Origin of the sequence: Mumia quercus (assembly GCF_025506335.1) — a bacterium.
In the GTDB taxonomy this organism is placed as follows: Bacteria; Actinomycetota; Actinomycetes; order Propionibacteriales; family Nocardioidaceae; genus Mumia; species Mumia quercus.
The window spans coordinates 330,965-356,780 of record NZ_JANZYO010000003.1 but is presented as its reverse complement, the minus strand read 5'-3'; the positions used below and the strand labels follow the sequence as shown (position 1 = coordinate 356,780).

Genomic DNA, 25,816 nt, shown 5'->3' with positions numbered 1-25,816 from the left:
CCACCCTCGCGGTGTGAGGTGCGTCACCCCTAGGGTGTGCGCCATGGACTCTGCGCTCAGCACCGTCGGGCTCCCGATCGCCCTCGGCATCATCATGTTCGGCCTCGGCCTCTCGCTGACCGTCGACGACTTCCGTCGCGTCGGCCGGCAGCCCCGCGCCGTGATCGTCGCCCTGGCCTGTCAGCTCGTGCTGCTGCCGGCGATCTGCTTCGGCCTGGTCCTGCTCTTCGACCTGCCGCCGCTGCTGGCCGTCGGCATGATGCTGCTCGCCGCCTCCCCCGGCGGCACGAGCGCCAACCTCTACAGCCACCTCTTCCGGGGCGACGTCGCGCTGAACGTCTCGCTGACGGCCATCAACTCGATCGTCGCGATCGTGTCGCTGCCCCTCATCACCAACCTCGCCATCGCCTGGTTCGACGCCGACAACACCGTGTCCTTGCAGTTCAGCAAGGTCCTGGAGGTCTTCGCGATCGTGCTGCTGCCCGTCGCCCTCGGCATGGCCGTACGGTCGGCGCGCCCCGCCTTCGCCGAGCGGATGGACAAGCCGGTGCGCATCGCGTCCGCCGTGATCCTCGCCGTCCTGGTGATCGGCATCCTGCTCGACCAGCGCGAGAACGTCGGCGAGTACGCCGCCAAGGTCGGCGCGATCACGGTCCTGTTCTGCCTGCTGAGCCTGGCCGTCGGCTTCCTCGTCCCGCGGTGGGCGGGCGTCACCGAGCGCCAGGCCATCGCCTCGTCGTTCGAGATCGGCGTGCACAACGCGACCCTTGCGATCTACGTCGCCGTCGAGATCCTCGAGGAGACGGAGATCTCCATCCCGGGCGCGGTGTACGGGCTCGTGATGTTCTTCATCGCCGCCGCCTGGGGCGTCGTGCTCACGCGCTTCCTCGTACGCGACCGAGCGTCGACCACCGTCGACGCCTGAGCCGGGCGCTCAGACGTCGCAGCGGAACACGCCCGCGATGGCGACGAGGCGGTACCCCAGCGTCTCGTTGACCGCGATCATCGGGGCGTTGTCGGCCGCGTTCCAGGTGTGGATCAGGGAGCGCTGACCGAGGGCGTGCGCGGCGGTGCGAAGGTTCTGCACCTTCATCGCGAGCCCGAGGCGGTGACCCCGGTGGGCCGACAGGACCAAGGTGTCCCACTGCATCGCGTTGACCGGGTCGGTCCCCGGCACGACGATCTGGCTGTGCCCGGCGATCGTGCCGTCCTCGTGGACCGCGACGGTGGTGACCGACGTGCGCTGCTGCGCGGCCAGCTCCTCCTCCTCGTGGCGCACCCGATCGGCCGGGAAGTCCTCCGCCTCCCACTCCATCTCCCCCGACGGCGCCTCGGCCCCCATCACCGAGCGCATCGCGCCGTAGGCGTCGACGACGTCCTCCGGGACGGGGCCGACCCACGACCGCAGCGCGTACGAGGCGTGGTGCGGCGCCGTGCGTGTCGCGAGCCGCTCGAGGTGCTCCTCGTCGGCCGGCAGGTCGAGCACGCGCTGCGCCTCGACGTTTCCGAGGCGGAACCCGTGCGCCCGCAGCAGCTCGGCGTCAGGGCCTTCGGGGCCGCCAGACGCCCACCGCGCCTCGGCGGCGATCCTCGTGCGTCCGGAGAGGCGGGTGCGGTCCTTCAGGTCCCCGAGGAAGGGGCCGACCTCCGCGCGCCGCGCAGGGTCGATCCTCAGGTCCGCCCACAGGACCTCCAGGTTGTCCCGGAGCGACAGGTTCAGCTCGGCTGTCGCGACGATCGCGCCGTCGTCGTCGCGCGCCCACACGTACTGGCGCTCCGTCCAGGGGTCGCTAAGGCGTGCCCGGACCTTGCGCTCCTCCCGCGTCCAGACGACGTCGTACGGGTCGCCGGCGGCGAGACGTGCCTCGTGGGCCCAGAAGGCCTCGAGCGCCGCGTCGTCCGACGGGTCGATGTCCTCGATGCGCATCCCGTCACCGTAGGCGCAGGGCGGCCGTGAGGGCGCGCGAGTTTTGCAGGCTCAGAGTGCGAGCGCCTTGCCGACGACCGCAGCCAGCCGCCTGGCCACCTCGTCGGCCTGCGCGCTCGTGGCGGCCTCGACCATCACGCGGACCAGCGGCTCGGTGCCCGAGGGGCGAAGGAGAACCCGCCCGGTGCCGTCCAGCTCAGCCGTCGCCTCGGCGACCGCGGCCGCGACGTCGGCGTCGGTGCTCGCGCGGGACTTGTCGACCCCGGGCACGTTCACGAGGACCTGCGGGAGCCGCGTCATCACGGAGGCGAGGTCGGCGAGCGTCCGTCCGGAGGAGACGATCCGGGCAGCGATCGAGAGCGCCGTCAGGACGCCGTCACCGGTGGTGGCGTGGTCGCTCATGATGACGTGGCCGGACTGCTCGCCCCCGAGGTTGAACCCGCTGGCGCGCATCGCCTCGAGGACGTACCGGTCGCCGACGGCCGTCTGCACCACCGCGACGCCCGCGGCGCTCATGGCCTGGACGAAGCCGAGGTTGGACATGACCGTCGCCACGACGGTGTCGTTGACGAGGCGGCCCTGCTCCTTGAGCGCGAGCGCGAGGATCGCCAGGATCTGGTCGCCGTCGACGAGCTCGCCGAGGCCGTCGACGGCCAGACAGCGGTCGGCGTCGCCGTCGAAGGCGAAGCCGGCGTCGGCGCCGTGGGCGATCACGGCCTGCTGGAGCGCCTCAGGGTGCGTCGACCCACAGGCCTCGTTGATGTTGAGGCCGTCCGGCTCGGCGTGGATCGCCACCACCTCGGCACCGAGCTCGCGGAAGACCTCCGGGCCCACCTCGCTCGCCGCGCCGTTCGCACAGTCCAGGACGACCCGGAGGCCGTCGAGACGCTGTCCGACCGCGCCCACGAGATGGCGCTCGTAGGTGCGTAGCGCCGTCGGGCTGTCACCGATGCGGCCGACGCCGGCGCCGGTCGGGCGCTGCCAGGGCTGCTCCAGAGTCCGCTCGATCACGTCCTCGAGGGCGTCGTCCAGCTTGAGGCCACCGCGTGCCAAGAACTTGATGCCGTTGTCCGGCATCGGGTTGTGGCTCGCGGAGATCATGACGCCCATGTCCGCGGCGAGCGCGGACGTCAGGTACGCGGCACCGGGTGTGGGCACCACGCCGAGGCGGTGCACGTCGACCCCCGCAGACGCGAGACCCGCGACCACCGCGGCCTCGAGGAACTCTCCTGAGGCGCGGGGATCGCGGGCCACGACTGCGGTAGGCCTCTGATCGGCGAAGGCACCCGACTCCCCCAGCACGTGGGCTGCAGCCACGGCGAGGTCGACAGCGAGCTCGGCGGTGAGGTCGGTGTTGGCGACCCCCCGGACACCATCGGTTCCGAAGATCCGACCCAAGGCTCTGCCGCCGTCAGCGCTTGCTGTACTGAGGCGCCTTGCGGGCCTTCTTGAGGCCGGCCTTCTTGCGCTCCTTGGCGCGGGCGTCACGCGTGAGCAGCCCGGCCTTCTTGAGGGTGGGGCGGTTCGACTCCTCGTCGACCGCGTTCAGCGCGCGGGCCACGCCGAGGCGCAGCGCACCGGCCTGACCGGTCATGCCGCCACCGGAGACGCGAGCGATCACGTCGAAGCTCTCGCCGAGGCCGGTCGTCGCGAAGGCCTCCTTGGCGATCTGCTGGTGCAGCTTGTTGGGGAGGTACTCCTCGAGCGGCTTGCCGTTGACCGTCCACGCCCCGGTGCCGGGCACGAGGCGGACGCGAGCGACGGCCTCCTTGCGGCGGCCGGTGGCAGCAGCGGGCGCGATGATCGACGAACGTGCTGCCGACTCCGCGCTCGGAGCGGTCTCGGAGGTGTAGGCAACGCCCTCGGCGTTGGCGGCGAACTCGTCGGTCTCGACGGTCTCGGTGCTGGACTCGGCCACGTTGATCCTCACTGCTTCCTGGGCCTACTGGGCGATCTGCTTGATGTCGAAGGTCTGCGGCTGCTGTGCGGAGTGCGGGTGCTCCGGGCCGGCGTAGACCTTCAGCTTCTTCATGAGCGCGCGACCCAGGCGGTTCTTGGGGAGCATGCCCCAGACGGCCTTCTCGATCGCCTTGCGCGGGTCCTTGTCGAGCAGGTCGCCGTACGCGACCTGCTTCAGACCACCCGGGTAGCCGCTGTGGCGGAAGGCGAGCTTGTCCTCGCGCTTGTTGCCCGAGAGGGCGACCTTCTCCGCGTTGACGATGATGACGAAGTCACCGTTGTCGATGTGCGGAGCGAACGTGGGCTTGTGCTTGCCGCGAAGCAGGGTCGCTGTCTGGACGGCAAGTCGTCCGAGCACCACGTCTTCTGCGTCGATGACGTGCCACTTGCGGTCGACGTCACCAGGCTTCGGGCTGTACGTGCGCACGCTAGTTCTACCTTCGTATGGATGGGGACTGATGGAGTGCCTCAGAACGACAAGAGCGCTCGAGGCACAACGACGTACAAGAATACCCAGCCGCAACGTGCCCGGTCAAAACGGGCTCGGTCACGACGGCACGTCGTACGTCTGACGTGCCAGAGCAAGGATACCCTCGGCCCCCAAGAGGCCGACGGCCGAGGGGCCGCTCAGGGCCCCGGATGCACACACCCTTGCGCTAAGCAATAAGTTGGAGTGGGTCCGAACACCCCTGAGGACCCCCGACTCGAGCTGCGTACCAGCACAGGGTGCGCACCACGGCGCAAGGAGACCTCCTCGTGACAGACGCCACGCCCTCGGCCGATGGCCAGACCCTGACCGTCCGGGACGACCGGACTGGCAAGGAGTACGTGCTCCCGATCGTCGACGGGACGATCCGGGCGAGCGACCTCGGCAAGATCCGGGTCAGCGACGACGAGCCCGGGATCGCCTCGTACGACCCCGGCTTCACCAACACCGCCTCCACCCGCTCGGCCGTCACCTACATCGACGGCGAGAAGGGCATCCTGGAGTACCGGGGCTACCCCATCGAGCAGCTGGCGGAGAAGTCCTCCTTCCTGGAGGTCGCCTACCTGCTCATCAACGGCGACCTGCCGTCCAAGGAGCAGTACGACTCCTGGGTGCACGACATCACCTTCCACACGTTCGTGCACGAGAACATCAAGTCCCTGATGCAGGGCTTCCGCTACGACGCGCACCCGATGGGCATGCTGCTCTCGGCGGTCGGTGGGCTCTCGACGTTCTACCCCGAGGCCCGCAACATCCACGACGCCGACACGCGTCACCTCCAGATCGTCCGCATGATCGCCAAGATGCCGACGCTGGGCGCCTGGTCGTTCCGCCACGCGCAGGGCAAGCCCTACGTCTACCCGGACAACGACCTCTCGTACGCCGAGAACTTCCTCGCGATGCTCTTCAAGATGAGCGAGACGAAGTACGAGGCCGACCCGCGTCTGGTCAAGGCCCTCGAGGTGCTCTTCATCCTCCACGCCGACCACGAGCAGAACTGCTCCACCAACGCGGTGCGCTCGGTCGGCTCGAGCCAGGTCGACCCGTACTCGGCGGTCTCGGCCGGCATCGCGGCGCTGTACGGCCCGCTGCACGGCGGCGCCAACGAGGCGGTCCTCAAGATGCTGCGCCGCATCGGTGACGTGAGCAACGTCCCGGCGTTCATCGAGGGAGTCAAGGCCGGCAACGAGCGCCTGATGGGCTTCGGCCACCGGGTCTACAAGAACTACGACCCGCGCGCCACGATCATCAAGAAGGCCACCGACGACGTCTTCGAGGTCACCGGGGTCAACCCGCTGCTCAAGATCGCCGTCGAGCTGGAGAAGATCGCGCTCGAGGACGAGTACTTCGTCAAGCGCAAGCTCTACCCGAACGTCGACTTCTACTCCGGCCTCATCTACGAGGCGCTGCAGTTCCCGCCGGAGATGTTCACCGTGCTGTTCGCGATCCCGCGTACGGCCGGCTGGCTGGCGCAGTGGCTTGAGCTGGTGAACGACCCGGAGCAGAAGATCGCCCGTCCCAAGCAGATCTACACCGGCGAGCGCGGTCTGGTCTTCCCCGCGAGCAGCGAGCGCTGGGCCTGAGCCACAGCCTCACGGAGGGCGTCCCCGCACGGCGGGGGCGCCCTTCGGCGTTCGCGGACCCGCGAACCCTTCCCTCTACAGTGGCCTGGTCCCGGTGACGAGGAGGAGTCCATGAGCGAAGCCGCGTACATGACCCGGCAGGTCCGCCTGCGCGAACGCCCGGTGGGCTACCCCGGCCCGCAGACCTGGGACGTCACCACCGCCGAGGTGCCGCAGCCCGGCCCGGGCGAGCTGGTCGTCGCCGTCAGCCACGTCTCCCTCGACCCGGCGATGCGCGGGTGGCTCAACGACGTGCGCTCGTACGTGCCGCCGGTCGCCGTCGGCGACGTGATGCGCGCCGGCGCCGCGGGCACTGTCGTCGCTTCGCAGCACCCCTCGTACGCCGTGGGCGACACCGTGACCGGCACCTTCGGCGTCACCGAGTACGCGCTGTCGGACGGCACGGGAGTCGCCCGGACCGACCTCGGCCTCGCCGGGCATCCGACGTGGCTCGGTGCCCTCGGCATCCCCGGCATGACCGCGTACTTCGGGCTGCTCGACGTCGGCCGCGTCCGAGCGGGCGACACCGTGCTGGTCTCCGGTGCCGCCGGGGCGGTCGGCAGCGTCGCGGGGCAGATCGCCAAGGCCCTCGGCTGCACGGTCGTGGGCATCGCGGGTGGCCCCGAGAAGTGTGCCTGGCTGACCTCGCTCGGCTTCGACGCGGCGATCGACTACAAGAACGAGAACGTGCTCAAGCGGGTGCGCGAGGTGGCTCCCGGCGGCGTCGACGTCTTCTTCGACAACGTCGGTGGCGACACGCTCGACGCCGGGCTGGCCAACCTCCGGCGAGGGGCTCGGGTCGTGCTCTGCGGGGCGGTCTCGGGCTACAACGAGACGTCGCTGCCGCCAGGGCCGCGGCGCTACATGTCGCTGCTGGTCTTCCGGGCCTCGATGACGGGGTTCGTCGTCTTCGACTACGAGGACCGCTATCCCGAGGCCCGCGAGCAGATCGCCGGCTGGATCGCCGACGGCACCGTCGTCGCGCGCGAGACCGTCCTCCCCGGCGGCGTCGAGGCGTTCCCCGACGCCCTGCTCGGCCTCTACGCCGGGGTGAACACCGGCAAGCTCGTGCTCGAGGTCGACGCCCCCACCCCGGGCCTTCCGGGTTGACTCGCTCGATAGGTTGATCAGGTGCGCTGGAGACTCGACCTCGCCTACGACGGTGCGGCCTACCGCGGATGGGCCACCCAACCAAGCCTCCCTTCGGTGCAGCAGGCGATCGAGGACGCGCTCGCGCTGGTCCTGCGGCTCGAGGAGCCGGCCCGCCTGACCGTTGCCGGCCGAACCGACACCGGGGTCCACGCGCGGGGACAGGTGGTCCACGTCGACCTCCCCGACGACGTCGACATCGACGCCGACCACCTCGTGCGCCGCCTCGACCGCGTCCTCCCCGACGACATCGTCGTCCGAGCGGCCCGCCTCGCTCCAGACGGCTTCGACGCCCGCTTCTCGGCGCTGCGACGCCGCTACGTCTACCGGATCTGGGACGGCCCGACCGGCCCCGACCCGCTGCACCGCAACCACGTCGTCCACCACCACAAGCCCCTCGACGTGTCCGCCATGAACGACGCGGCCGTCGGCGTCCTGGGCGAGCACGACTTCGCCGCGTTCTGCCGTCGGCGGGAGGGGGCGAGCACCGTCCGCAGCCTCATCCAGCTGACGACCCGTCGTACCGACGCAGGCATCGTCGAGACGACCGTCGTCGCGGACGCCTTCTGCCACTCGATGGTGCGCTCGTTGATGGGCGCGCTCACCGCCGTGGGCGAGGGGCGCAACGAGCCCTCCTGGATGACGCGGGTGCTCAAGGCGAAGGTGCGCGACTCGCGCGTCAAGGTCATGCCCGCGCACGGGCTGACGCTGGAGGAGGTCGTCTACCCGGCCGACTCCCAGCTGGCCGAGCGCGCGCGGGAGAGCCGGCAGTTCCGGGGCACGGCCGAGAGCGCCGAGGATGACTGAGCACTACTTCGACGCGTCGCCCTCGGGGCCCGAGGAGCGACGCGACGTCCGGGCACGCGTCTGGGACCACGACTACGTCTTCACCACCGCCGCCGGCGTGTTCGCGCGCGACGGCCTCGACAAGGCGACGGCCGTCCTGCTCCGGACCTTCGAGCCGCCTGACCACGCGCGTACGGTCCTCGACCTCGGGTGCGGATGGGGCCCGATCGCGTGCGCGGTCGCCGCGGAGGTCCCCGCCTGCACCGTCCATGCGGTGGACACCAACGCCCGCGCCGTCGCGCTGACCCGCGAGAACGCCGAGCGCGCAGGCGTCGCCGACCGCGTCGTCGCCAGCCTCCCCGAGGACGTGCCGGCCCACGTCACGTTCGACGAGATCTGGTCCAACCCGCCGATCCGGATCGGCAAGGCGGCGCTCCACGCGCTGCTCCTCACCTGGCTCCCCCGCCTGGCCGACGACGGCGTCGCGCGCCTGGTGGTAGGGAAGAACCTCGGCGCCGACTCCTTGGCGCGCTGGCTCACCGAGCAGGGGTGGCCGACGGAGAAGGTCGCGAGCGCCAAGGGGTTCCGCGTCCTCCTCGTACGCCGCGGGTGATGCTCGCGCCTCCTCGCCCCGCGTGGACGTACCTGTGGATGACCGGAGCGGGAGGCACGCGACTCTCGGCAGGCTTGCGCCATGAGCGATCAGAGCCTCCCCTGCCTCCCCTCCCCCGACGACCCGATGCCGGACCAGCGCGCGCTCCACGAGCGGTGGTGCGCGCTGATGGGACCGCTGGGGTTCTCGACCCGGTCCCTGTGGTTCGCCCGGGTCGACGTCGACCGGCGCATGGTTCCTCCGCTGGTCCAGATCGACGAGTGTCCCGTCACTCCGGACCCCGCCGGTGTGCGCCGACTTCTCGGGCACGCCCGCACGTTCGTCGACGAGGAGGCCCCCGACGGGTCGCTGGCCGTGCTGCTGTCACGGCCGGGACGCGGTGCGATCACCGACGACGACCGCGAGTGGGCACGGGCGCTGATCGACGCCGGGCGCTACACCCGTGTCCCGCTCGAGCCGCTGCACCTCGCGACCGACGAGGTCCTCGTCCCGCTGGCTCCCGACGACCTCGCCGCGACGCGACGGTCCGCCTGATCAGCGCTCGCGGGCGACCCGCCCCTCGTCCCAGACCGGCTCGTCGCTCTCGTAGACGGTGCCGTCCTCACCGAACACGAGGAACCGGTCGAACCGACGAGCGAACCACCTGTCGTGGGTGACGGCGAGGACGGTGCCCTCGAAGGACTCCAGCCCTTCCTCGAGCGCCTCGGCCGACTCCACGTCGAGGTTGTCGGTCGGCTCGTCGAGGAGGAGCAGCGTGGCCCCCGAGAGCTCGAGCAGGAGGATCTGGAACCGTGCCTGCTGACCGCCCGAGAGCGAGTCGAACGTCTGCTCCGACGAACGGGCCAGGCCGTAGCGGTCGAGCTTGCGCGCGGCTTCCTCGCGTCCCATGCCCCGGCGTCCCAGCCCGCGCGGGTCGACCTCACCTCGGTGCAGGATGTCCAGCAGCGTCCGCCCGACGAGCTCGGGGTGGGTGTGCGTCTGGACGAACAGCCCGGGCCGGACGCGTGCCCCGAGCCGTGCCGTCCCGGTGTGGGCGACCAGCGCGACCGCGGCAGCGTCGGAGCCGGCGACCGGGGCGTGCTCCACGTCGGGGCGGGTCCCGCCCGCGGCGAGCAGCCGGAGGAAGTGCGACTTGCCCGAGCCGTTGGACCCGAGGACCGCGACCCGCTCGCCGAACCAGACCTCGAGGTCGAACGGACGCATGAGCCCGGTCAGCTCCAGGCTCTCGCAGACCACCGCGCGCTTGCCCGTACGACCGCCCGTCAGGCGCATCGCGACGTTCTGGTCGTGCGGCACCTCCTCGGGCGGTCCCGCCTCCTCGAACTTGCGCAGCCGCGTCTGCGCCGCCCGGTAGCGCGCAGCCATGTCGGAGTTGTAGGCAGCCTTGTTCTTGTACATGAGCATCAGCTCGCGCAGCTTGTGGTGCTCCTCGTCCCAGCGGCGGCGCTGCTCCTCCAGGCGGGCGAAACGTGCGGCACGGGCCTCGTGGAAGGTCGCGAACCCGCCGGGGTGCGTCCACGCGGTGCTCCCCGCGGCGCCGAGCTCGAGCGCCACGATCCGGGTCGCGGTGTTGGCGAGCAGGGCGCGGTCGTGGCTCACGTACAGAACGGTCTTCTTCGTGGCGTGCAGCTGTGCCTCCAGCCACTGCTTGCCCGGCACGTCGAGGTAGTTGTCAGGCTCGTCGAGCAGGAGCACCTCGTCAGGGCCGCGCAGCAGCCCTTCGAGGACCAGGCGTTTCTGCTCGCCGCCGGACATGGTCGAGAGGTCGCGCCACTTCGCGCGCTCGTACGGGACGCCCAGCGCCGAGGTGCAGCAGGCGTCCCACGTGACCTCGACGTCGTAGCCGCCGGCGTCCGCGTACTCGGCGAGCGCCGACGCGTACCGCATCTGGGTCGCCTCGTCGTCGCTCTCCATGAGCGCCAGCTCGACCTCGTCGAGGCGCGCGGCCGCCTGACGGACCCGCGGAGGCGCGACCGAGAGCAGCAGCTCGCGCACCGTCTCCAGGTGGGATCCGTCGGGGTGACGCGTCACCATCTGACGCATGACGCCGACTCCCCCGCTGCGCGCGACCACCCCGGCGTGCGGCGCGACCTCGCCCGTGATGATCCGCAGCAGGGTCGTCTTGCCGGCGCCGTTCGCGCCCACCAGCGCGACGACCGCACCGTCGCCGACCCGGAACGAGACGTCGTCCAGCAGGACCCGCCCGTCGGGGAGGTCGTAGCGGATTCCGGCCAGGTCGACGTGTCCCACGCCTCCCAGTGTCCGCTCCCCGTCAACTCGATAACGACGACCCCCTCGCTCCAGTACGATCCGCTCAGTCCTTCCCCCAGGAGCCCTCCTTTGACCGTGTACGTCATCCTCGGCCTGCTCGGCCTCGCGCTGCTCGCGGTCTCGCTGCTGGTCGGCGACCTGTTCGACGGCCTCACCGACGGGCTCCCCGGGGACGCCTTCTCGAGCGCGGTCATCGGCGGTTTCGTCTCGGCCTTCGGCTTCGGTGGTGCCGTGGCCGACGGCCTCGGAGCCCCGCTGCTCGTGAGCGTGCCGCTCGCCGTCGTCGCCGGTGGCGTCGTCGGGTGGTTCGCAGCGTGGCTGACCCGCCTCGTCCGGGGAGGCGGGAGCGACGCGACGCCCTCGACCAGCGACTGCCTCGGCCGGAGCGGGCGGGTCGTGTCCGAGGTGCCTGCCGACGGGTACGGCGTCGTCCGTGTCGCGGTCGGCGGCCACACGCTCCAGCTCAACGCCCGTGCCGCGCAGCCCCTCGCCGCAGGCGAGGAGGTGCACGTCACCGAGGTCCTCTCCCCGACGGCGGTCACGGTCGCCCCGGTGTGGGACGTCGTCGCCTGAATCCCCTTCCCCCCGAAAGGCCGCCGCTGTGTCCAGCTCTGTCCTCGTACCCGTCGTCGGGTTCGTCGCCCTCCTCGTGCTCCTCGTGCTGCTGGTCACCAGCCGCTACAAGGTCGCGGGCCCCAACCAGGCGTTCATCGTGACCGGCCGCAAGGGCAAGGCGGTCCTCAACCCGGAGACCGGTGCCCTCACCACCGACCTCTCCGGCCAGAAGGTCATCCTCGGCGGCGGCACGTTCGTCATCCCGTTCGTCCAGCGGCTCGCGACGATGGACCTCTCGAGCCGCCGGATCTCGGTCCAGATCCGCGGCGCCGTCTCCGGCCAGGGCATCAAGCTCAACGTGGAGGGCGTGGCGATCGTCAAGGTCGGGGGCAACGCCGACCAGATCCGTCTGGCCGCTCAGCGCTTCCTGTCGCAGCAGGCCGACATCGAGCCCTTCACGCAGGAGGTCCTCGCCGGTGCGCTGCGCTCCATCGTCGGTGGCCTGACCGTCGAGCAGATCATCCGTGACCGCGCGGCGTTCGCCCAGCGGGTCGCCGACGAGTCCGAGAACTCGCTGACCGGCCAGGGGCTCATCCTCGACACGTTCCAGATCCAGGACGTCACCGACGACGGCAGCTACCTGTCCGACCTCGGACGCCCCGAGGCGGCCCGCATCCGCCAGACCGCCGCCATCGCCGAGGCCGCCGCGCGCCAGGCCGCGGAGCAGGCCAGCCTGAAGGCCGAGGAAGAGATCGCGATCGCCCAGCGGACCCTCGCTCTGAAGCAGGCAGAGATCAAGTCCGAGACCGACGCCGCTGCGGCCAACGCAGCCTCCGCCGGCCCGCTCGCGCAGGCCGACCGTGACCAGGCGATCCTCGCCGAGCAGGAGAAGGTCGCGGTCCGCCAGGCGGCGCTGACCGAGCGGCAGCTCGAGACGCAGGTCCGTAAGCCCGCCGACGCCGAGCGCTACCGCGTCGAGCAGGAGGCCGAGGCGCGCCGCACGTCGGAGATCGCGGCCGCCGAGGCTCGCAAGGCCTCGACGATCGCTGCGGCCGAGGCGAACGCGGAGGAGGCCCGCCTGACGGGCGAGGCGGAGAAGGCACGCCGTGCCGCGCTCGCCGAGGCGGAGGCCATCGAGGGCGCACGCCGTGGTGAGGCGGAGAAGGCCCGGCGCGTCGCCGAGGCCGAGGCCACCCGCGCGGAGGGCGAGGCCCAGGCTGCCGCGACGCTCGCCATCGGTCGTGCCGAGGCCGAGGCGATGGACCAGCGCGCGGCCGCCTTCGCCAGCTACAACGACGCAGCCGTCCTCCAGATGCTCATCGAGGTGCTCCCGCAGATCGCGCGCGAGGTCGCCGCACCGATCGCGGCGATCGACCAGCTCACCGTCTTGTCGACCGATGGGGCAGGCGCCCTGCCGAAGCAGGTCAACGACAACGTCGTCCAGACGCTGCAGATGCTCAAGACCTCGACCGGGCTCGACCTCGAGGCGCTGCTGCACCGCTCCATCGAGAAGGCGGCGGGGAGCAAGGTCGCGCCGGTGGCCAACGGCGCGAACGGCGCGACCGTCTGAGCGCGCACGTCACGGGATCGTGTCGAGCACCCAGGTCTCGCCGCTGCCGCTGTCGACGAGCGCCGCTCGGTCGACGACCAGCGGCATCGGCAGGACCGCCGCCACGGCGTCGGTGACCAGCGGGAGAAGCGTTCCGGGCGCCCGCGTCGCGAGGGAGACGTGCGGCACCCACGACCCGTGCACGTAGTTGCGGTGGAGCTCGGCGCCCGTCGCCTGCACAGCCTCGGCGACCGCTTCCTGGCGCCGCGCGACCTCCGCGGTGATCGACGGTGCCAGCGCGGCACGGCCTCGCGGGAACGCGAGGCCGTGCCGTGGCACGTCATCGTGAACGGACCGCCGTCCGGCAGCGCCTCCAGAGCGCGCCGGACGGCGGTCAGGTCCCACGTCCGCAGCACCGCGTACGAGAGGTGCGGGTGATGACGGCCGTGGGTGTGCGAGGCGAGCGTGTGCACGCCGCGTTCCTCGAGTCGGTCCCACAACGCACGGAGGCGCCGCTCGGTGCGGCGGTCGAAGAGGGCGCAGACGGCGAGGGCCATGCCCCCTAGCCTGGCCGGTCCCCGCTCAGTCGACGAGCGCAGCGGCGAGGAGCTCCAGGGTCCGCTCGCGCGCCACCGAGCGTCGTGGGTCCTCACCCTTCCGTGCCGAGGCGACCGGGTGGACCATCACCTCGTCGACGTCGAACTCCGCCGCGAGCGCCCGGACCCGTTCTGCGGCCTGCCCAGGATCGCCGACCACGTTGCGCACGAGCCCGTCCGCGACCATCGCCTGCTGCGGACCGGTGAGGTCGGCCTTCTCCGCGTCCTCAACGAGGTCGAGCGCCGTCATGGGCGCACCCGTGCGCAGCCGGGCCATCGACTGGAGGTTCGGGACCGCGAGCGCGGCGGCCTCCTCGTACGTGTCGGCGACGACCACGTTCACGGTCAGGAAGGTCGTCGGCGTCGGGGTCTCCTCGCTCGGACGGAACTCGCGGCGGTAGATCTCCAGAGCCTCGGCAGTGCCCTGCCCCGAGAAGTGGTGGGCGAAGACGTACGGGAGGCCCTTGGCGGCGGCGAGGTGCGCGGAGTACGTCGACGAGCCCAGCAGCCACTGCCGCGGAGTCGAGGTGGCGCTCGGCGTCGCGCGCAGACGGTAGTCCTGGCCCCGGATCGGCACCCGGACGCCGACGGTCGAGTCCATCAGTGCCATCACGTCGTCAAGGTACTGCGGGAAGTTCGCGACGTCGGTGTCGTCACGCCCCGCCGCACCGCGCAGCGCCCAGGAGGTCACGGGATCCGACCCGGGCGCGCGCCCGAGCCCGAGGTCGATGCGGCCAGGGAAGGCCGCCTCGAGCAGCGCGAACTGCTCCGCGACCGCCAGCGGTGCGTGGTTGGGGAGCATCACCCCGCCCGACCCCACACGGATCTGCGACGTCTGCGCGGCGAGCAGCGCGATGAGGACCGGCGGCGAGGTCGCCGCGACAGCCGGCATGTTGTGGTGCTCGGCGACCCAGTAGCGGGTGAAGCCGAGACGGTCGGCGGTCTGGGCGAGCGACGTGGTCGCTGCGAGCGCGTCCGCGGTCGTCTGGTCGGTACGGACGGGGACGAGGTCGAGGACCGAGAGCTGGGGAGACGCCATGCCTCTGGTCAACGCCACGAGGCGGGCGTGGATTCCTCAGGCCCGCCGTCGCCTAGTGGCTCGTCCGCTCGCGTCCTCGCCACCACTGCCACGCGAAGGTGACGATCAGGGCCCCGACGATCGAGCCGATGATGCCGCTCGGGCGCAGCTCGAGCCCGTCGCCGGCGAGGAGGCTGATGAGCAGGCCGCCTACGAAGGAGCCGACGATCCCGGCGACGAAGGCGACGGTCCAGTCGACACCGGACATCCCGCTGCCGAGGATGATCTGAGCAAGGGCACCGGCAAGCATGCCGAAGAGGATGATCGCGATGATGAGCACGACCGCAGCCTAGGGCGCTCGGGCCCTCCGCGCAGGAGGAGTTGCACGAGGACGACACGAGGGCCGGCACCCGCCCCGTACGGGACTGGTGCCGGCCCTCGTGGTGAACCGGTGAGGGTCAGGCCTTGTCGGCGTCGCCCTCGGCCTTGTCGGCGCTCGCCTCGTCGGCGGCAGGCGCCTCCTCGGCGGGAGCCTCGACCTCGTCCGCAGCGGCGATCTGGTCCTTGACCTCGTCGGCGCTCTCGGGAGCCTCGACCGGAGCGGTCTCGGCCTTCTTGGCCTTCTTCGGCGTCTTCGTCGTGACGGAGAAGTCCTTCTCCTCGACGAGCTCGATCACGGCCATGGGGGCGTTGTCACCCTTGCGCGGCCCGATCTTGGTGATGCGCGTGTAGCCACCGGGACGCGTCGCGTACTTCGGCGCGATCTCGGTGAACAGCTCGTGCAGGATGCCCTTGTCGCGGATCACCTTGACGACCTGCCGCCGGTTGGCGACGGTGTCGACCTTGGCGCGGGTGATCAGCGACTCGGCGTACGGGCGAAGGCGCTTGGCCTTGGCCTCGGTGGTGGTGATGCGGCCGTGCTCGAACAGACTCTGTGCGAGGTTGGCGAGGATCAGACGCTGGTGCGCCGGGCTCCCGCCGAACCGCGGACCCTTGGTGGGCGTGGGCATTGCTTTGTCTCCTGGGAAGTAGTGCGGAGAGCAGCTGAGCGCAGGCTCAGTACTGCTCGTCCTCCGCGAAGCTCTCGTCGTCGTCGGCGAAGTTGTCGACGACTGCGCTCGGGTCGAAACCGGCCGGGCTGTCCTTCAGGCCCAGACCCATCTCGGCGAGCTTGGCCTTCACCTCGTCGATCGACTTCGAGCCGAAGTTGCGGATGTCCAGCAGGTCCTGCTCGCTGCGCGAGATGAGCTCACCCACGGTGTGGATGCCCTCACGCTTGAGGCAGTTGTACGACCGGACCGTCAGGTGGAGATCCTCCACCGGCAGGGCGAGGTCGGCGGCGAGCGCCTCGTCGACCGGCGACGGGCCGATGTCGATGCCCTCGGCCTCGACGTTGAGCTCGCGCGCGAGACCGAACAGCTCGACCAGCGTCTTGCCGGCCGACGCCATGGCGTCGCGCGGCAGGATCGAGCGCTTGGTCTCGACGTCGATGATGAGCTTGTCGAAGTCGGTGCGCTGCTCGACACGAGTGGCCTCGACCTTGTACGTGACCTTGAGGACCGGGCTGTAGATCGAGTCGACCGGCATGCGCCCGATCTCCTCGTCGCCGGTCTTGTTCTGGACCGCCGACACGTAGCCGCGTCCGCGCTCGACCACCAGCTCGACCTCGATCTTGCCCTTGTCGTTCAGGGTCGCGATCTTGAGGTCAGGGTTGTGCACCTCGACACCGGCCGGAGGCGCGATGTCGGCTGCGGTGACGTCGCCGGGGCCCTGCTTGCGCAGGTACATGACGACGGGCTCGTCGTGCTCCGAGCTGACCACGAGGTTCTTGAGGTTGAGGATGATCTCGGTGACGTCCTCGGTCACGCCGGGGATCGTCGAGAACTCGTGGAGCACACCGTCGATCTTGATCGAGGTGACGGAGGCACCCGGGATCGACGACAGGAGCGTACGGCGCAGGGAGTTGCCGAGGGTGTAGCCGAAGCCCGGCTCGAGAGGCTCGATGACGAACCGCGAGCGGAACTCGTCGACGACTTCCTCGGACAGTGTCGGCCGCTGTGCAATGAGCATGTTCTGGTTTCCTTTCCGCGTCGCCCGCTATATGACGGACACGGTGAATGAGGCTGGTGGTGACCTGCCCGGGCGCGGGCCCGGGCAGGCCGTCGAGGCGTCAGATCTTGGAGTAGTACTCCACGATCAGCTGCTCGGTGATCGGCACGACGATCTGCTCGCGCACCGGCGGCTGGTGGACGAGGACGCGACCCTTCTCCGGCACGGCGGTGAGCCATGCGGGGACGGAGTCGGCGTCGAAGGTCTCACGAGCCACGATGAACGGCGTCATCTCGAGCGACTTCGGCCGCACGTCGATGATGTCGTACTGGCTGACCTGGTACGACGGGATGTCGACCTTGTGGCCGTTGACCAGGAAGTGGCCGTGGACCACGAGCTGGCGCGCGTGACGACGCGTGCGGGCGAAGCCGGCACGGTAGATCACGTTGTCGAGACGGCACTCGAGGATCTGCAGCAGGTTGTCACCGGTCTTGCCGGGACGACGGTGCGCCTCCTCGTAGTACTTGCGGAACTGCTTCTCCAGGACGCCGTAGGTGTAGCGCGCCTTCTGCTTCTCCTGGAGCTGCGTGCGGTACTCGCTCTCCTTGACCCGGCCGCGGCCGTGCTGGCCGGGCGGGTAGGGGCGACGCTCGAACGCGGCGTCACCGCCGACGAGGTCGACGCCCAGGCGGCGAGACTTCTTGGTCAGGGGTCCGGTGTAACGGGCCATCTGTGTTCTCCTCTCCGATCCGGGCGATCAGACGCGCCGGCGCTTGGGCGGCCGCACGCCGTTGTGGGGGCTGGGGGTGACGTCCTGGATCGTGCCGACCTCGAGGCCGACGGCACCCAGGGAACGGATCGCCGTCTCGCGGCCCGAACCCGGACCCTTGACGAAGACGTCGATCTTCTTCATCCCGTGCTCCATCGCCCGACGCCCGGCGGCCTCAGCGGCCATCTGCGCGGCGTACGGAGTGGACTTGCGCGAGCCCTTGAAGCCGACCGTGCCGGCAGAGGCCCACGAGATCACCGCACCGGAGGGATCGGTGATCGTGACGATCGTGTTGTTGAACGTGCTCTTGATGTGGGCCTGGCCCGCAGCGACGTTCTTCTTCTCCTTGCGGCGCACCTTCTTGGCGCCCGTGCCCTTCGGAGGCATTACTTACCCTTCTTCTTGCTGCCGGCAACGGTGCGCTTCGGACCCTTGCGGGTGCGCGCGTTCGTCTTGGTCCGCTGACCGCGCACGGGGAGCCCGGCGCGGTGGCGGCGGCCCTGGTAGCTGCCGATCTCGATCTTGCGACGGATGTCGGCGGCCACTTCGCGACGAAGGTCGCCCTCGACCTGGAACTGGCCCTCGATCGCGTCACGGAGCGCGACCAGCTGGTCTTCGCTCAGCTCGTGGACGCGCAGGTCGGGGCTGATGCCGGTCTGCTCGAGCAGCTGCTGGCTGCGGGTACGGCCGATGCCGTAGATGTAGGTGAGACCGATCACCACGCGCTTGTCGCGCGGCAGGTCGACACCGATGAGGCGTGCCATCAGGCGGTTTCCTTCCACTGCGGAGGTGTGGGCGTGGCGCGTCCTGGCTGCCTCAGCCAGGCCCCGGCCTCCGGTCCGGGGGAAGCACCTCGTCGTCGACGAGGTGAGCGGCCACGTGTGGGTGGTGGGCTGGTCAGCCCTGCCGCTGCTTGTGGCGAGGGTTCTCGCAGATCACCATGACTCGGCCATGGCGACGGATGACCTTGCACTTGTCGCAGATCGGCTTGACGCTCGGTTGAACCTTCATCGAGCTCTCTTATCTCGTACGGACAGGGGTCACTTGTACCGGTAGACGATCCGACCCCGCGTGAGGTCGTACGGGGACAGCTCCACCACCACGCGGTCCTCAGGGAGGATCCGGATGTAGTGCTGGCGCATCTTGCCGCTGATGTGGGCAAGAACCTTGTGGCCGTTGGTCAGCTCCACTCGGAACATCGCGTTCGGCAGGGCTTCAATGACCGAGCCCTCGAGCTCGATGACGCCTTCCTTCTTGGCCATGTCCTCCGCAATCTGTCGTACGTCTCTCGGACCGGCCGGAGGCATGCAGAAACGCAGACTCCGGCCGACTGTCCATAGTACGGTGCGCGGCAACCCTGGGACAAATCCGGTCCCCCGGAGTCTCAGGCCTCGGCCGGGCCCCCGTACGGCACGCCGAGCTCGGCGAGCCGCGCGCGTCCACCGTCGAGCGCGGTCAGCACCCAGGCGCCGGCGTCGGTGAGGGTGAAGGTGTGCTCGAAGTGCGCGGACCAGCCACCGTCGTCGGTGACGACCGTCCAGTCGTCCTCGAGCGTCGTGGTCTCGATCGTGCCCTCGGTGAGCATGGGCTCGACGGCCAGCACGAGGCCCTTGACGAGCTTCGGCCCGCGGCCGGGAGGACCGAAGTTGGGGACGTTCGGAGGCATGTGCATCGCCGAGCCGATCCCGTGACCGACGTAGTCCTCGACGATCCCGTACGACTCGCCGTCCGGCTGGGAGCGTACGTAGGTCTCGACACCGTGGCCGATGTCGCTCACCCGGCCGCCGAGATGGGCGGCGGCGATCCCCCGCCACATCGACTCCTCGCAGACCCGCATCAGCTCGCGTCGACGCTGGGGCACCTCCCCGACCGCGACGGTCACTGCCGCGTCGGAGTGCCAGCCGTCGAGGACGCAGCCGCAGTCGATCGACACGAGGTCACCCTCGGCGATCACCCGCTCCCCCGGGATGCCGTGGACCACCTCGTCGTTCACCGAGGTGCAGATGGTCGCAGGGAACCCGTGGTAGCCCTTGAAGTTCGGGGCAGCACCGCGGCTGCGGATGTGCTTCTCGGCGATCGCGTCGAGGTCGGCCGTCGTCATGCCGGCACGAACGGACTCGCGCAGCAGCTGCAGCGTCTCGCCCACGATGATCCCGGCCTCGCGCATCACCGCGACCTGGTCGGGCTTCTTGATCTCGAGGCCGCTGCCGAACAGGCCCATCAGGGTCTAGCCCGCCTGCGGGAGCGCGGCGAGGATGCGGTTCTGCACCTCGTCGATGTCACCGAACCCGTCGACCTTCACGAGGAGGCCACGGTCGGCGTAGACCGCCAGCAGCGGCGAGGTCTGCGCCTCGTACACCTCCTGGCGGTGACGGATCACGTCCTCGGTGTCGTCGGTGCGGCCCGAGGTCTCGGCGCGCTTGAGGAGGCGCGTGATGAGCTCCTCGCGCTCGACGACGAGCTCGACGACGGCGTCGAGGCTCTCACCGAGCTCGTCGAGGATCCCGTCGAGGGTGTGGACCTGGTCCACCGTGCGCGGGTAGCCGTCGAGGAGGAAGCCGTTGCGTGCGTCGTCCTGCCCGAGCCGGTCGCGCACCATCGCGTTCGTGACCTCGTCGGGAACGTACTCGCCCTTGTCCATGTAGGCCTTCGCCAGCACACCGAGCTCGGTCCCCTCAGAGACGTTCGCGCGGAAGATGTCGCCGGTGGAGATCTGCGGGATGCCGAGCTTCTCGGCAAGCAGAGTCGCCTGGGTGCCCTTGCCGGCACCCGGAGGACCCATGAACAGGAGACGCGTCACTTGAGGAACCCTTCGTAGTTGCGCTGCTGCAGCTGGCTCTCGATCTGCTTCACCGTGTCGAGGCCGACGCCCACGATGATGAGGAGCGTCGTACCGCCGAACGGGAAGTTCTGGTTGGCGTCGACCAGCATGAAGGCCAGCAGCGGGATGAGTGCCACCAGACCGAGGTACAGCGAACCGGGGAAGGTGATGCGCGAGAGCACGTACCCGAGGTACTGCTCGGTGGGGCGTCCGGCACGGATGCCGGGGATGAAGCCGCCGTACTTCTTCATGTTGTCGGCGACCTCCTTCGGGTTGAACGTGATCGACACGTAGAAGTACGTGAAGAAGACGATCAGCAGGAAGAAGGTGAGCATGTAGACGGGGTGGTCGCCCTGGACGAAGTTCTCGTTGACCCAGTTGGCCCAGCCCTTGCCCTGGTTGAACTGCGCGGCCAGCGCAGGCAGGTACAGGAGGCTCGAGGCGAAGATCACCGGGATGACGCCGGCCTGGTTCACCTTCAGAGGGATGTACGTGGAGGAGCCGCCGAACATCTTGCGGCCCACCATGCGGCGGGCGTACTGCACCGGGATCCGGCGCTGCGCCTGCTCGATGAAGATGACGGCTGCGACGACGGCGAGACCGACGGCGACGACGATCGCGAAGACGCCCCAGCCCTTCTGCTCCTTGATGAGCCACATCGTGCCGGGGAACGTGGCCACGATCTGCGTGAAGATCAGCAGCGACATGCCGTTGCCGACGCCGCGGTCGGTGATGAGCTCGCCGAACCACATGATCATCGCGGTGCCGGCCACCATCGTGAGCACGATGAGGAGGAAGAGGGCGATCGAGTCGGTGTCGTGCAGCAGGTCACGCTGGCACTGGTTGCCGAAGAGGGCACCCGAGCGTGCCATCGCCACGATGCCGGCGCCCTGGAGGACGGCGAGGCCGAGAGTCAGGTAGCGCGTGTACTGCGTGATCTTCGCCTGGCCCGCCTGGCCCTCCTTCTTGAGGGTCTCCAGACGCGGGATGACCACCGTCAGCAGCTGCAGGATGATGCTCGCGGTGATGTACGGCATGATGCCGAGCGCGAAGATCGTCAGCTGGAGCAGCGCGCCGCCGGAGAAGACGTTGAGGAGGTTGAACAGACTGTTCGCGTTCTCACCGGAGGTCGCGGCGTTGAGGCAGAACTGGACGTTCTCCACGTTGACGCCGGGGGCCGGGAGCATGGAGCCCATCCGGAACAGCACGAGGATGAACAAGACGAACAAGATCTTCTTACGTAGATCAGGCGTCTTGAACGCGTTGGCGAAGGCGCTGAGCACCGGTCCCTCCTATGGACAGCGGCGACGGTGTCCCGTGCGTGTGCGGTATGGGGTGAAGCGAAACATGGCGACTCTAACAGCCACCTAAAAGGCAGCTGTCAGAGACCGCCATGTCTCATGTCGAAGAGATCTCAGAGCTCGGTGGTCGAGCCGCCGGCTGCTTCGATCTTGCTCTTGGCCGAGGCCGAGAACTTGTTCGCGGTCACCTGGACCGCGACCGAGATCTCGCCGTTCCCCAGCACCTTGACAGGCTGTCCCTTGCGGACGGCACCCTTCGCGACCAGTGCGGCCACGTCGACGGTGCCACCCTCGGGGAAGAGCTCGCCGAGGCGGGTCAGGTTCACGACCTGGTACTCCACCTTGAACGGGCTCTTGAAGCCGCCGAGCTTCGGGAGGCGCATGTGGATCGGGACCTGGCCGCCCTCGAACCCGACCGGCACCTGGTAACGGGCACTGGTGCCCTTGGTGCCGCGGCCCGCGGTCTTGCCCTTGCTTCCCTCACCGCGACCCACACGGGTCTTGGCCGTCTTCGCGCCCGGTGCGGGGCGGAGGTGGTGCAGCTTGAGCGTCATGTCAGTTCCTCCCCTCAGTCCACAGTCTTGACGTCGACGAGGTGAGGAACCGTCGCGATCATCCCGCGGATCTCGGGACGGTCCTCCTTGACGACGACGTCGCCGATGCGCTTGAGACCGAGCGTACGCAGGGTCTCACGCTGGTTCTGCTTGCGCCCGATGGCCGAGCGCACCTGGGTCACCTGCAGCTTCGCCATCACGCACCTGCCTGCGCCGGAGCCTGCGTGGGCTCCTTGCTGGACTTGAGCAGCGCGGCCGGCGTGACGTGCTCGACCGACAGGCCGCGGCGGTCTGCCACGTCCTGGGGCGACTCGAGCTCCTTCAGCGCCTGGATGGTCGCGTGCACGATGTTGATCGCGTTCGACGAACCGAGCGACTTGCTCAGCACGTCGTGGATGCCGGCGGCCTCGAGCACGGCGCGGACCGGGCCACCCGCGATCACACCGGTACCGGGTGCGGCCGGGCGCAGCATGACGACGCCGGCGGCCTTCTCACCCTGCACGGGGTGCGGGATGGTCCCCTGGATGCGCGGCACGCGGAAGAAGGACTTCTTCGCCTCCTCGACACCCTTCTGGATGGCGGTCGGCACCTCCTTCGCCTTGCCGTAGCCGACGCCGACCATGCCGTCGCCGTCACCGACGACGACCAGGGCCGTGAAGCTGAACCGACGTCCGCCCTTGACGACCTTGGCCACGCGGTTGATGCCGACGACCTTCTCGATGTATGCGGTCTTGTCCGCCGAGTCGCGACCGCGACCCCGACGGTCCCCGCCGCCACTGCGGCGCTGGGCTCCGCTCATTCGACTGTCCTCTTCTCTCGTGTGGCTCAGAAGGCCAGGCCGCCCTCGCGGGCGCCCTCGGCCAGGGCGGCGACGCGCCCCTGGTACTTGTTCCCTGCGCGGTCGAACACGACGGACTCGACCCCGGCGACCTTCGCGCGGTCGGCGATCAGCTCACCGACGCGACGGGCCTTGGCGGTCTTGTCACCGTCGAGGGTGCGCAGATCGGCCTCCATCGACGACGCCGACGCAAGCGTACGGCCCTCGAGGTCGTTGACGACCTGAGCGACGATGTGACGGCTCGACCGCGTGATCACCAGACGGGGACGCTCCTGCGTCCCTGCGACCCGCTTGCGGCCACGGACCTGGCGGCGGCGACGCCCCGCGATACGCGCAGCCTCGTGCTTGCGGTGCTTGAGAGCGATAGCCATTACTTACCAGCCTTCCCGGCCTTGCGGCGAACGTGCTCGCCGGCGTAACGCACACCCTTGCCCTTGTACGGCTCGGGCTTGCGCAGCTTGCGGATGTTGGCCGCAACCTCGCCGACCTGCTGCTTGTCGATCCCCGACACGGTGAGCTTCGTCGGCGACTCGACCGTGAAGGTCACACCCTCCGGAGCCTCGAAGGGCACCGGGTGGCTGAAGCCGAGGTTGAGCTCGATCGCGGCAGGGCCCTTCGCCAGGACGCGGTAACCGACGCCGACCAGCTCGAGCTTCTTCTCGTAGCCCTGGGTCACACCGATCACCATGTTGTTGATCAGCGTGCGCGTCAGGCCGTGGAGCGAGCGGTTCTGCCGCTCGTCGTTCGGACGCTCGACCGAGATCGCGCCGTCCTCGCCCTTGCTGGCGGTGATCGGTGCGGCCACGGTGTGCGACAGCGAGCCCTTGGGACCCTTGACCGTGACGACCTGGCCGTCGATCGCGACGTCGACACCGGAAGGAACCGTCACCGGCTGCTTGCCAATACGTGACATGTGTTTTCTCCTCCCGTCACCAGACGTACGCGAGGACTTCGCCGCCCACGCGCTTGTACTTGGCCTGCTTGTCGGTGAGGAGGCCCTGGCTCGTGGAGATGATCGCCACGCCCAGGCCACCGAGCACCTTCGGCAGGTTGTTCGACTTCGCGTACACGCGCAGGCCCGGCTTGCTGATGCGCCGGATGCCGGAGATCGCGCGCTCGCGGTGCTGGCCGTACTTGAGCGTGACGGTGAGCGTCTTGCCCACCTCACCCTCGGCCGGCTCCGCCACGGAGTAGTCCGTGATGTAGCCCTCTTGCTTCAGGATGTCCGCGACGCCGGCCTTGAGCTTGCTGTAAGGCATGCTCACCTCGTCGTGGAACGCCTGGTTGCCGTTACGGACACGCGTCAGCATGTCCGCGATCGGATCAGTCATCGTCATGAGTGTGTTTCCACTTTCCTGCCACGGTTTCCGTACCTGCGGTCCGGACCTGCGGCGTTCAGGGTCGAGTCGGGATTACCAGGAGCTCTTCGTGACGCCCGGGAGCTCACCGCGGTGAGCCATGGTCCGCAGGCAGATCCGGCACAGGCCGAACTTGCGGTAGACGGACTTCGGACGGCCACAGCGCTGGCAGCGGGTGTAGGCGCGCACGGCGTACTTCGGCTTGCGCGCGGCCTTCACCTTGAGCGAGGTCTTCGCCATTGTCAGTTCTCCTTGAAGGGGAAGCCGAGCTTGGTGAGGAGCGCGCGCCCCTCCTCGTCATTGGTCGCCGTGGTGACGATGGTGATGTCCATGCCACGCGTACGGTCGATCTTGTCCTGATCGATCTCGTGGAACATGACCTGCTCCGTGAGACCGAACGTGTAGTTGCCCCGGCCGTCGAACTGCTTCGGCGAGAGGCCGCGGAAGTCGCGGATACGCGGGAGGGCGATCGTCAGCAGACGGTCGAGGAACTCCCACATCCGGTCGCCGCGCAGCGTCACGTGCGCACCGATGGGCATGCCCTCGCGCAGCTTGAACTGCGCGATGGACTTGCGTGCCCGGGTGACCTGCGGCTTCTGGCCGGTGATCGCGGCCAGGTCGCGGATCGCGCCCTCGATGAGCTTCGAGTCACGAGCTGCCTCGCCGACGCCCATGTTGACGACGACCTTGGTCAGGCCCGGGACCTGCATGACGTTCTCGTACGAGAACTCCTCACGCAGTGCCGGGAGGATCTCCTCGCGGTAGCGCGTCTTGACGCGCGGCGTGACCTTCTCTGCGGTCTCGGCGGTCATCAGATCTCCTCTCCGGTGCGCTTGGCGACGCGCACGCTGCGCTGCGCCGTGTAGGTGGAGCCGTCCGCGCGCTTCTTGGTGACGTCGTCACGACGGAAGCCGACGCGGGTGGTGACCTTCTCGCCGTCGACCTCGACCAGGAGCGCCACGTTCGAGACGTGGATCGGGGCCTCCTTGGTGATGATCGAGCTGGTCGTGCCCGGCTGCAGCGCCTTCTGGTGCCGCTTGATCCGGTTCACGCCCTCGACGATGACGCGCTCGGTCTCGGGGATCACCGCGATGACCTTGCCCTCGACACCGCGGTCCTTGCCGGACAGCACGCGGACCTGGTCACCCTTCTTGATGTTCAGACTCTTCTTGGCAGCCATCACAGCACCTCCGGGGCGAGCGAGATGATGCGCATGAACCGCTTGTCGCGCAGCTCACGGCCCACGGGGCCGAAGATGCGCGTGCCACGGGGCTCACCATCGTTCTTCAAGATGACTGCGGCGTTCTCGTCGAACCGGATGTAGGAGCCGTCCGGACGACGGCGCTCCTTCGCGGTGCGGACGACGACGGCCTTGACCACGTCGCCCTTCTTGACGTTCCCGCCCGGGATCGCGTCCTTGACGGTGGCGACGATGGTGTCGCCGATCCCTGCGTATCGACGACCGGAACCGCCGAGCACGCGGATGCAAAGGATCTCCTTCGCACCGGTGTTGTCGGCGACCTTGAGTCGCGACTCCTGCTGGATCATCGGTTCTCTCCTGTTGTCTCGCCGGTTCTCACGGGGTCAGCCGCGA

Annotated in this window: 36 protein-coding genes; 8 read left to right on the top strand and 28 right to left on the bottom strand. The window is 69.4% G+C overall.

The annotated features are described in order from the left end of the window. Positions 1-43: 43 nt before the first annotated feature. A complete protein-coding gene (locus NYZ95_RS08260) occupies positions 44-925 on the top strand; it encodes a bile acid:sodium symporter family protein (RefSeq protein WP_262850549.1) in 882 nt (293 codons plus the stop codon). A 9-nt stretch (positions 926-934) separates the two neighbouring features. Here the strand turns inward: NYZ95_RS08260 and NYZ95_RS08255 are convergent, their stop codons facing one another. From NYZ95_RS08255 to rplM, 4 genes are read right to left on the bottom strand one after another with little or no spacing between them, the layout of a single operon-like run. Further along, positions 935-1,927, bottom strand: a complete 993-nt coding sequence (locus NYZ95_RS08255) for a hypothetical protein (RefSeq protein WP_262850547.1) — start codon at positions 1,925-1,927, stop codon at positions 935-937. 51 nt (positions 1,928-1,978) lie between these two features. Beyond that, positions 1,979-3,325: a phosphoglucosamine mutase gene (gene glmM / locus NYZ95_RS08250; RefSeq protein ID WP_262850545.1), complete on the bottom strand. Its 1,347-nt coding sequence runs from the start codon at positions 3,323-3,325 to the stop codon at positions 1,979-1,981. A gap of 13 nt (positions 3,326-3,338) precedes the next feature. After that, positions 3,339-3,845: a 30S ribosomal protein S9 gene (rpsI, locus tag NYZ95_RS08245; RefSeq protein ID WP_262850543.1), complete on the bottom strand. Its 507-nt coding sequence runs from the start codon at positions 3,843-3,845 to the stop codon at positions 3,339-3,341. Positions 3,846-3,869: 24 nt separating this feature from the next. Beyond that, the gene (gene rplM / locus NYZ95_RS08240) at positions 3,870-4,313 is read right to left on the bottom strand and encodes a 50S ribosomal protein L13 (protein WP_262850541.1); all 444 of its coding nucleotides are present in this window, start codon (positions 4,311-4,313) and stop codon (positions 3,870-3,872) included. A gap of 329 nt (positions 4,314-4,642) precedes the next feature. On the opposite strand from rplM, the gene NYZ95_RS08235 reads away from it, so the two are divergent. From NYZ95_RS08235 to NYZ95_RS08215, 5 genes are all read left to right on the top strand, one after another. Next, positions 4,643-5,956 (top strand): citrate synthase, encoded by a 1,314-nt coding sequence (locus NYZ95_RS08235; protein WP_262850539.1) that lies wholly within the window; start codon positions 4,643-4,645, stop codon positions 5,954-5,956. A 111-nt stretch (positions 5,957-6,067) separates the two neighbouring features. Then, positions 6,068-7,105, top strand: a complete 1,038-nt coding sequence (locus NYZ95_RS08230) for an NADP-dependent oxidoreductase (RefSeq protein WP_262850537.1) — start codon at positions 6,068-6,070, stop codon at positions 7,103-7,105. 21 nt (positions 7,106-7,126) lie between these two features. Next, positions 7,127-7,951, top strand: a complete 825-nt coding sequence (gene truA, locus NYZ95_RS08225) for a tRNA pseudouridine(38-40) synthase TruA (protein WP_262850535.1) — start codon at positions 7,127-7,129, stop codon at positions 7,949-7,951. Beyond that, entirely contained in the window at positions 7,944-8,543 is a 600-nt protein-coding gene (locus NYZ95_RS08220; protein ID WP_262850533.1) for a class I SAM-dependent methyltransferase, read from the top strand. Before truA ends, NYZ95_RS08220 begins: the two co-directional genes overlap by 8 nt. Positions 8,544-8,624: 81 nt before the next feature. Further along, the gene (locus NYZ95_RS08215; protein ID WP_262850531.1) at positions 8,625-9,077 is read left to right on the top strand and encodes a hypothetical protein; all 453 of its coding nucleotides are present in this window, start codon (positions 8,625-8,627) and stop codon (positions 9,075-9,077) included. On the opposite strand, the gene NYZ95_RS08210 is transcribed toward NYZ95_RS08215, so the two are convergent. Continuing rightward, on the bottom strand, positions 9,078-10,793 hold the full coding sequence (locus NYZ95_RS08210; RefSeq protein ID WP_262850529.1) for an ABC-F family ATP-binding cassette domain-containing protein: 1,716 nt from the start codon (positions 10,791-10,793) through the stop codon (positions 9,078-9,080). 96 nt (positions 10,794-10,889) lie between these two features. On the opposite strand from NYZ95_RS08210, the gene NYZ95_RS08205 reads away from it, so the two are divergent. Together NYZ95_RS08205 and NYZ95_RS08200 are read left to right on the top strand one after the other, a co-directional pair. Then, complete coding sequence (locus tag NYZ95_RS08205; protein ID WP_504923840.1) at positions 10,890-11,387, top strand: NfeD family protein; 498 nt, start codon at positions 10,890-10,892, stop codon at positions 11,385-11,387. 28 nt (positions 11,388-11,415) lie between these two features. Continuing rightward, the gene (locus NYZ95_RS08200; RefSeq protein ID WP_262850525.1) at positions 11,416-12,939 is read left to right on the top strand and encodes a flotillin family protein; all 1,524 of its coding nucleotides are present in this window, start codon (positions 11,416-11,418) and stop codon (positions 12,937-12,939) included. 9 nt (positions 12,940-12,948) lie between these two features. On the opposite strand, the gene NYZ95_RS08195 is transcribed toward NYZ95_RS08200, so the two are convergent. The 23 genes from NYZ95_RS08195 to rplN all read right to left on the bottom strand — a co-directional run bounded on the left by NYZ95_RS08195 (position 12,949) and on the right by rplN (position 25,770). Beyond that, positions 12,949-13,257 carry a 2'-5' RNA ligase family protein gene (locus tag NYZ95_RS08195; protein ID WP_262850523.1) on the bottom strand — a complete coding sequence of 103 codons (309 nt, stop codon included), beginning with the start codon at positions 13,255-13,257 and terminating at the stop codon, positions 12,949-12,951. A gap of 243 nt (positions 13,258-13,500) precedes the next feature. Next, positions 13,501-14,553, bottom strand: coding sequence for an LLM class flavin-dependent oxidoreductase (locus tag NYZ95_RS08190; protein WP_262850521.1), 1,053 nt, complete (start codon positions 14,551-14,553; stop codon positions 13,501-13,503). Positions 14,554-14,605: 52 nt separating this feature from the next. Further along, positions 14,606-14,872: a GlsB/YeaQ/YmgE family stress response membrane protein gene (locus NYZ95_RS08185; protein WP_262850519.1), complete on the bottom strand. Its 267-nt coding sequence runs from the start codon at positions 14,870-14,872 to the stop codon at positions 14,606-14,608. 118 nt (positions 14,873-14,990) lie between these two features. Beyond that, positions 14,991-15,542, bottom strand: coding sequence for a 50S ribosomal protein L17 (rplQ, locus tag NYZ95_RS08180; protein WP_262850517.1), 552 nt, complete (start codon positions 15,540-15,542; stop codon positions 14,991-14,993). 46 nt (positions 15,543-15,588) lie between these two features. Beyond that, positions 15,589-16,602, bottom strand: a complete 1,014-nt coding sequence (locus NYZ95_RS08175) for a DNA-directed RNA polymerase subunit alpha (protein ID WP_262850515.1) — start codon at positions 16,600-16,602, stop codon at positions 15,589-15,591. A gap of 100 nt (positions 16,603-16,702) precedes the next feature. Continuing rightward, entirely contained in the window at positions 16,703-17,311 is a 609-nt protein-coding gene (gene rpsD / locus NYZ95_RS08170; protein ID WP_262850513.1) for a 30S ribosomal protein S4, read from the bottom strand. Positions 17,312-17,338: 27 nt separating this feature from the next. Further along, positions 17,339-17,737 carry a 30S ribosomal protein S11 gene (rpsK, locus tag NYZ95_RS08165; RefSeq protein WP_167005636.1) on the bottom strand — a complete coding sequence of 133 codons (399 nt, stop codon included), beginning with the start codon at positions 17,735-17,737 and terminating at the stop codon, positions 17,339-17,341. Beyond that, positions 17,737-18,114: a 30S ribosomal protein S13 gene (rpsM, locus tag NYZ95_RS08160; protein ID WP_262850510.1), complete on the bottom strand. Its 378-nt coding sequence runs from the start codon at positions 18,112-18,114 to the stop codon at positions 17,737-17,739. Before rpsM ends, rpsK begins: the two co-directional genes overlap by 1 nt. Before the next feature lie 133 nt (positions 18,115-18,247). Beyond that, positions 18,248-18,361 carry a 50S ribosomal protein L36 gene (gene rpmJ, locus NYZ95_RS08155; protein ID WP_068116313.1) on the bottom strand — a complete coding sequence of 38 codons (114 nt, stop codon included), beginning with the start codon at positions 18,359-18,361 and terminating at the stop codon, positions 18,248-18,250. A gap of 29 nt (positions 18,362-18,390) precedes the next feature. Continuing rightward, the gene (gene infA / locus NYZ95_RS08150) at positions 18,391-18,612 is read right to left on the bottom strand and encodes a translation initiation factor IF-1 (protein WP_167005645.1); all 222 of its coding nucleotides are present in this window, start codon (positions 18,610-18,612) and stop codon (positions 18,391-18,393) included. Positions 18,613-18,734: 122 nt separating this feature from the next. Then, positions 18,735-19,571 carry a type I methionyl aminopeptidase gene (gene map / locus NYZ95_RS08145; RefSeq protein ID WP_262850507.1) on the bottom strand — a complete coding sequence of 279 codons (837 nt, stop codon included), beginning with the start codon at positions 19,569-19,571 and terminating at the stop codon, positions 18,735-18,737. A gap of 6 nt (positions 19,572-19,577) precedes the next feature. After that, a complete protein-coding gene (locus NYZ95_RS08140; protein WP_262850506.1) occupies positions 19,578-20,150 on the bottom strand; it encodes an adenylate kinase in 573 nt (190 codons plus the stop codon). Then, entirely contained in the window at positions 20,147-21,454 is a 1,308-nt protein-coding gene (secY, locus tag NYZ95_RS08135) for a preprotein translocase subunit SecY (RefSeq protein ID WP_262850504.1), read from the bottom strand. The genes NYZ95_RS08140 and secY overlap by 4 nt, the downstream gene beginning before the upstream one ends. 131 nt (positions 21,455-21,585) lie before the next feature. Continuing rightward, complete coding sequence (rplO, locus tag NYZ95_RS08130; RefSeq protein ID WP_167251632.1) at positions 21,586-22,026, bottom strand: 50S ribosomal protein L15; 441 nt, start codon at positions 22,024-22,026, stop codon at positions 21,586-21,588. 14 nt (positions 22,027-22,040) lie between these two features. After that, the gene (rpmD, locus tag NYZ95_RS08125; RefSeq protein WP_167005657.1) at positions 22,041-22,223 is read right to left on the bottom strand and encodes a 50S ribosomal protein L30; all 183 of its coding nucleotides are present in this window, start codon (positions 22,221-22,223) and stop codon (positions 22,041-22,043) included. After that, positions 22,223-22,825: a 30S ribosomal protein S5 gene (rpsE, locus tag NYZ95_RS08120; protein WP_262850485.1), complete on the bottom strand. Its 603-nt coding sequence runs from the start codon at positions 22,823-22,825 to the stop codon at positions 22,223-22,225. The genes rpmD and rpsE overlap by 1 nt, the downstream gene beginning before the upstream one ends. Positions 22,826-22,851: 26 nt before the next feature. Then, complete coding sequence (rplR, locus tag NYZ95_RS08115; RefSeq protein WP_262850483.1) at positions 22,852-23,235, bottom strand: 50S ribosomal protein L18; 384 nt, start codon at positions 23,233-23,235, stop codon at positions 22,852-22,854. Further along, positions 23,235-23,777 carry a 50S ribosomal protein L6 gene (gene rplF, locus NYZ95_RS08110; RefSeq protein ID WP_262850480.1) on the bottom strand — a complete coding sequence of 181 codons (543 nt, stop codon included), beginning with the start codon at positions 23,775-23,777 and terminating at the stop codon, positions 23,235-23,237. The genes rplR and rplF overlap by 1 nt, the downstream gene beginning before the upstream one ends. A gap of 16 nt (positions 23,778-23,793) precedes the next feature. Then, a complete protein-coding gene (gene rpsH / locus NYZ95_RS08105) occupies positions 23,794-24,201 on the bottom strand; it encodes a 30S ribosomal protein S8 (RefSeq protein ID WP_262850478.1) in 408 nt (135 codons plus the stop codon). 75 nt (positions 24,202-24,276) lie between these two features. Then, entirely contained in the window at positions 24,277-24,462 is a 186-nt protein-coding gene (locus NYZ95_RS08100) for a type Z 30S ribosomal protein S14 (protein ID WP_139087798.1), read from the bottom strand. A gap of 2 nt (positions 24,463-24,464) precedes the next feature. Beyond that, positions 24,465-25,034 carry a 50S ribosomal protein L5 gene (rplE, locus tag NYZ95_RS08095; RefSeq protein WP_262850476.1) on the bottom strand — a complete coding sequence of 190 codons (570 nt, stop codon included), beginning with the start codon at positions 25,032-25,034 and terminating at the stop codon, positions 24,465-24,467. After that, complete coding sequence (gene rplX / locus NYZ95_RS08090) at positions 25,034-25,402, bottom strand: 50S ribosomal protein L24 (protein WP_262850474.1); 369 nt, start codon at positions 25,400-25,402, stop codon at positions 25,034-25,036. The genes rplE and rplX overlap by 1 nt, the downstream gene beginning before the upstream one ends. Next, positions 25,402-25,770 carry a 50S ribosomal protein L14 gene (gene rplN / locus NYZ95_RS08085; RefSeq protein WP_139087795.1) on the bottom strand — a complete coding sequence of 123 codons (369 nt, stop codon included), beginning with the start codon at positions 25,768-25,770 and terminating at the stop codon, positions 25,402-25,404. The genes rplX and rplN overlap by 1 nt, the downstream gene beginning before the upstream one ends. Between the last annotated feature and the right edge of the window lie 46 nt (positions 25,771-25,816).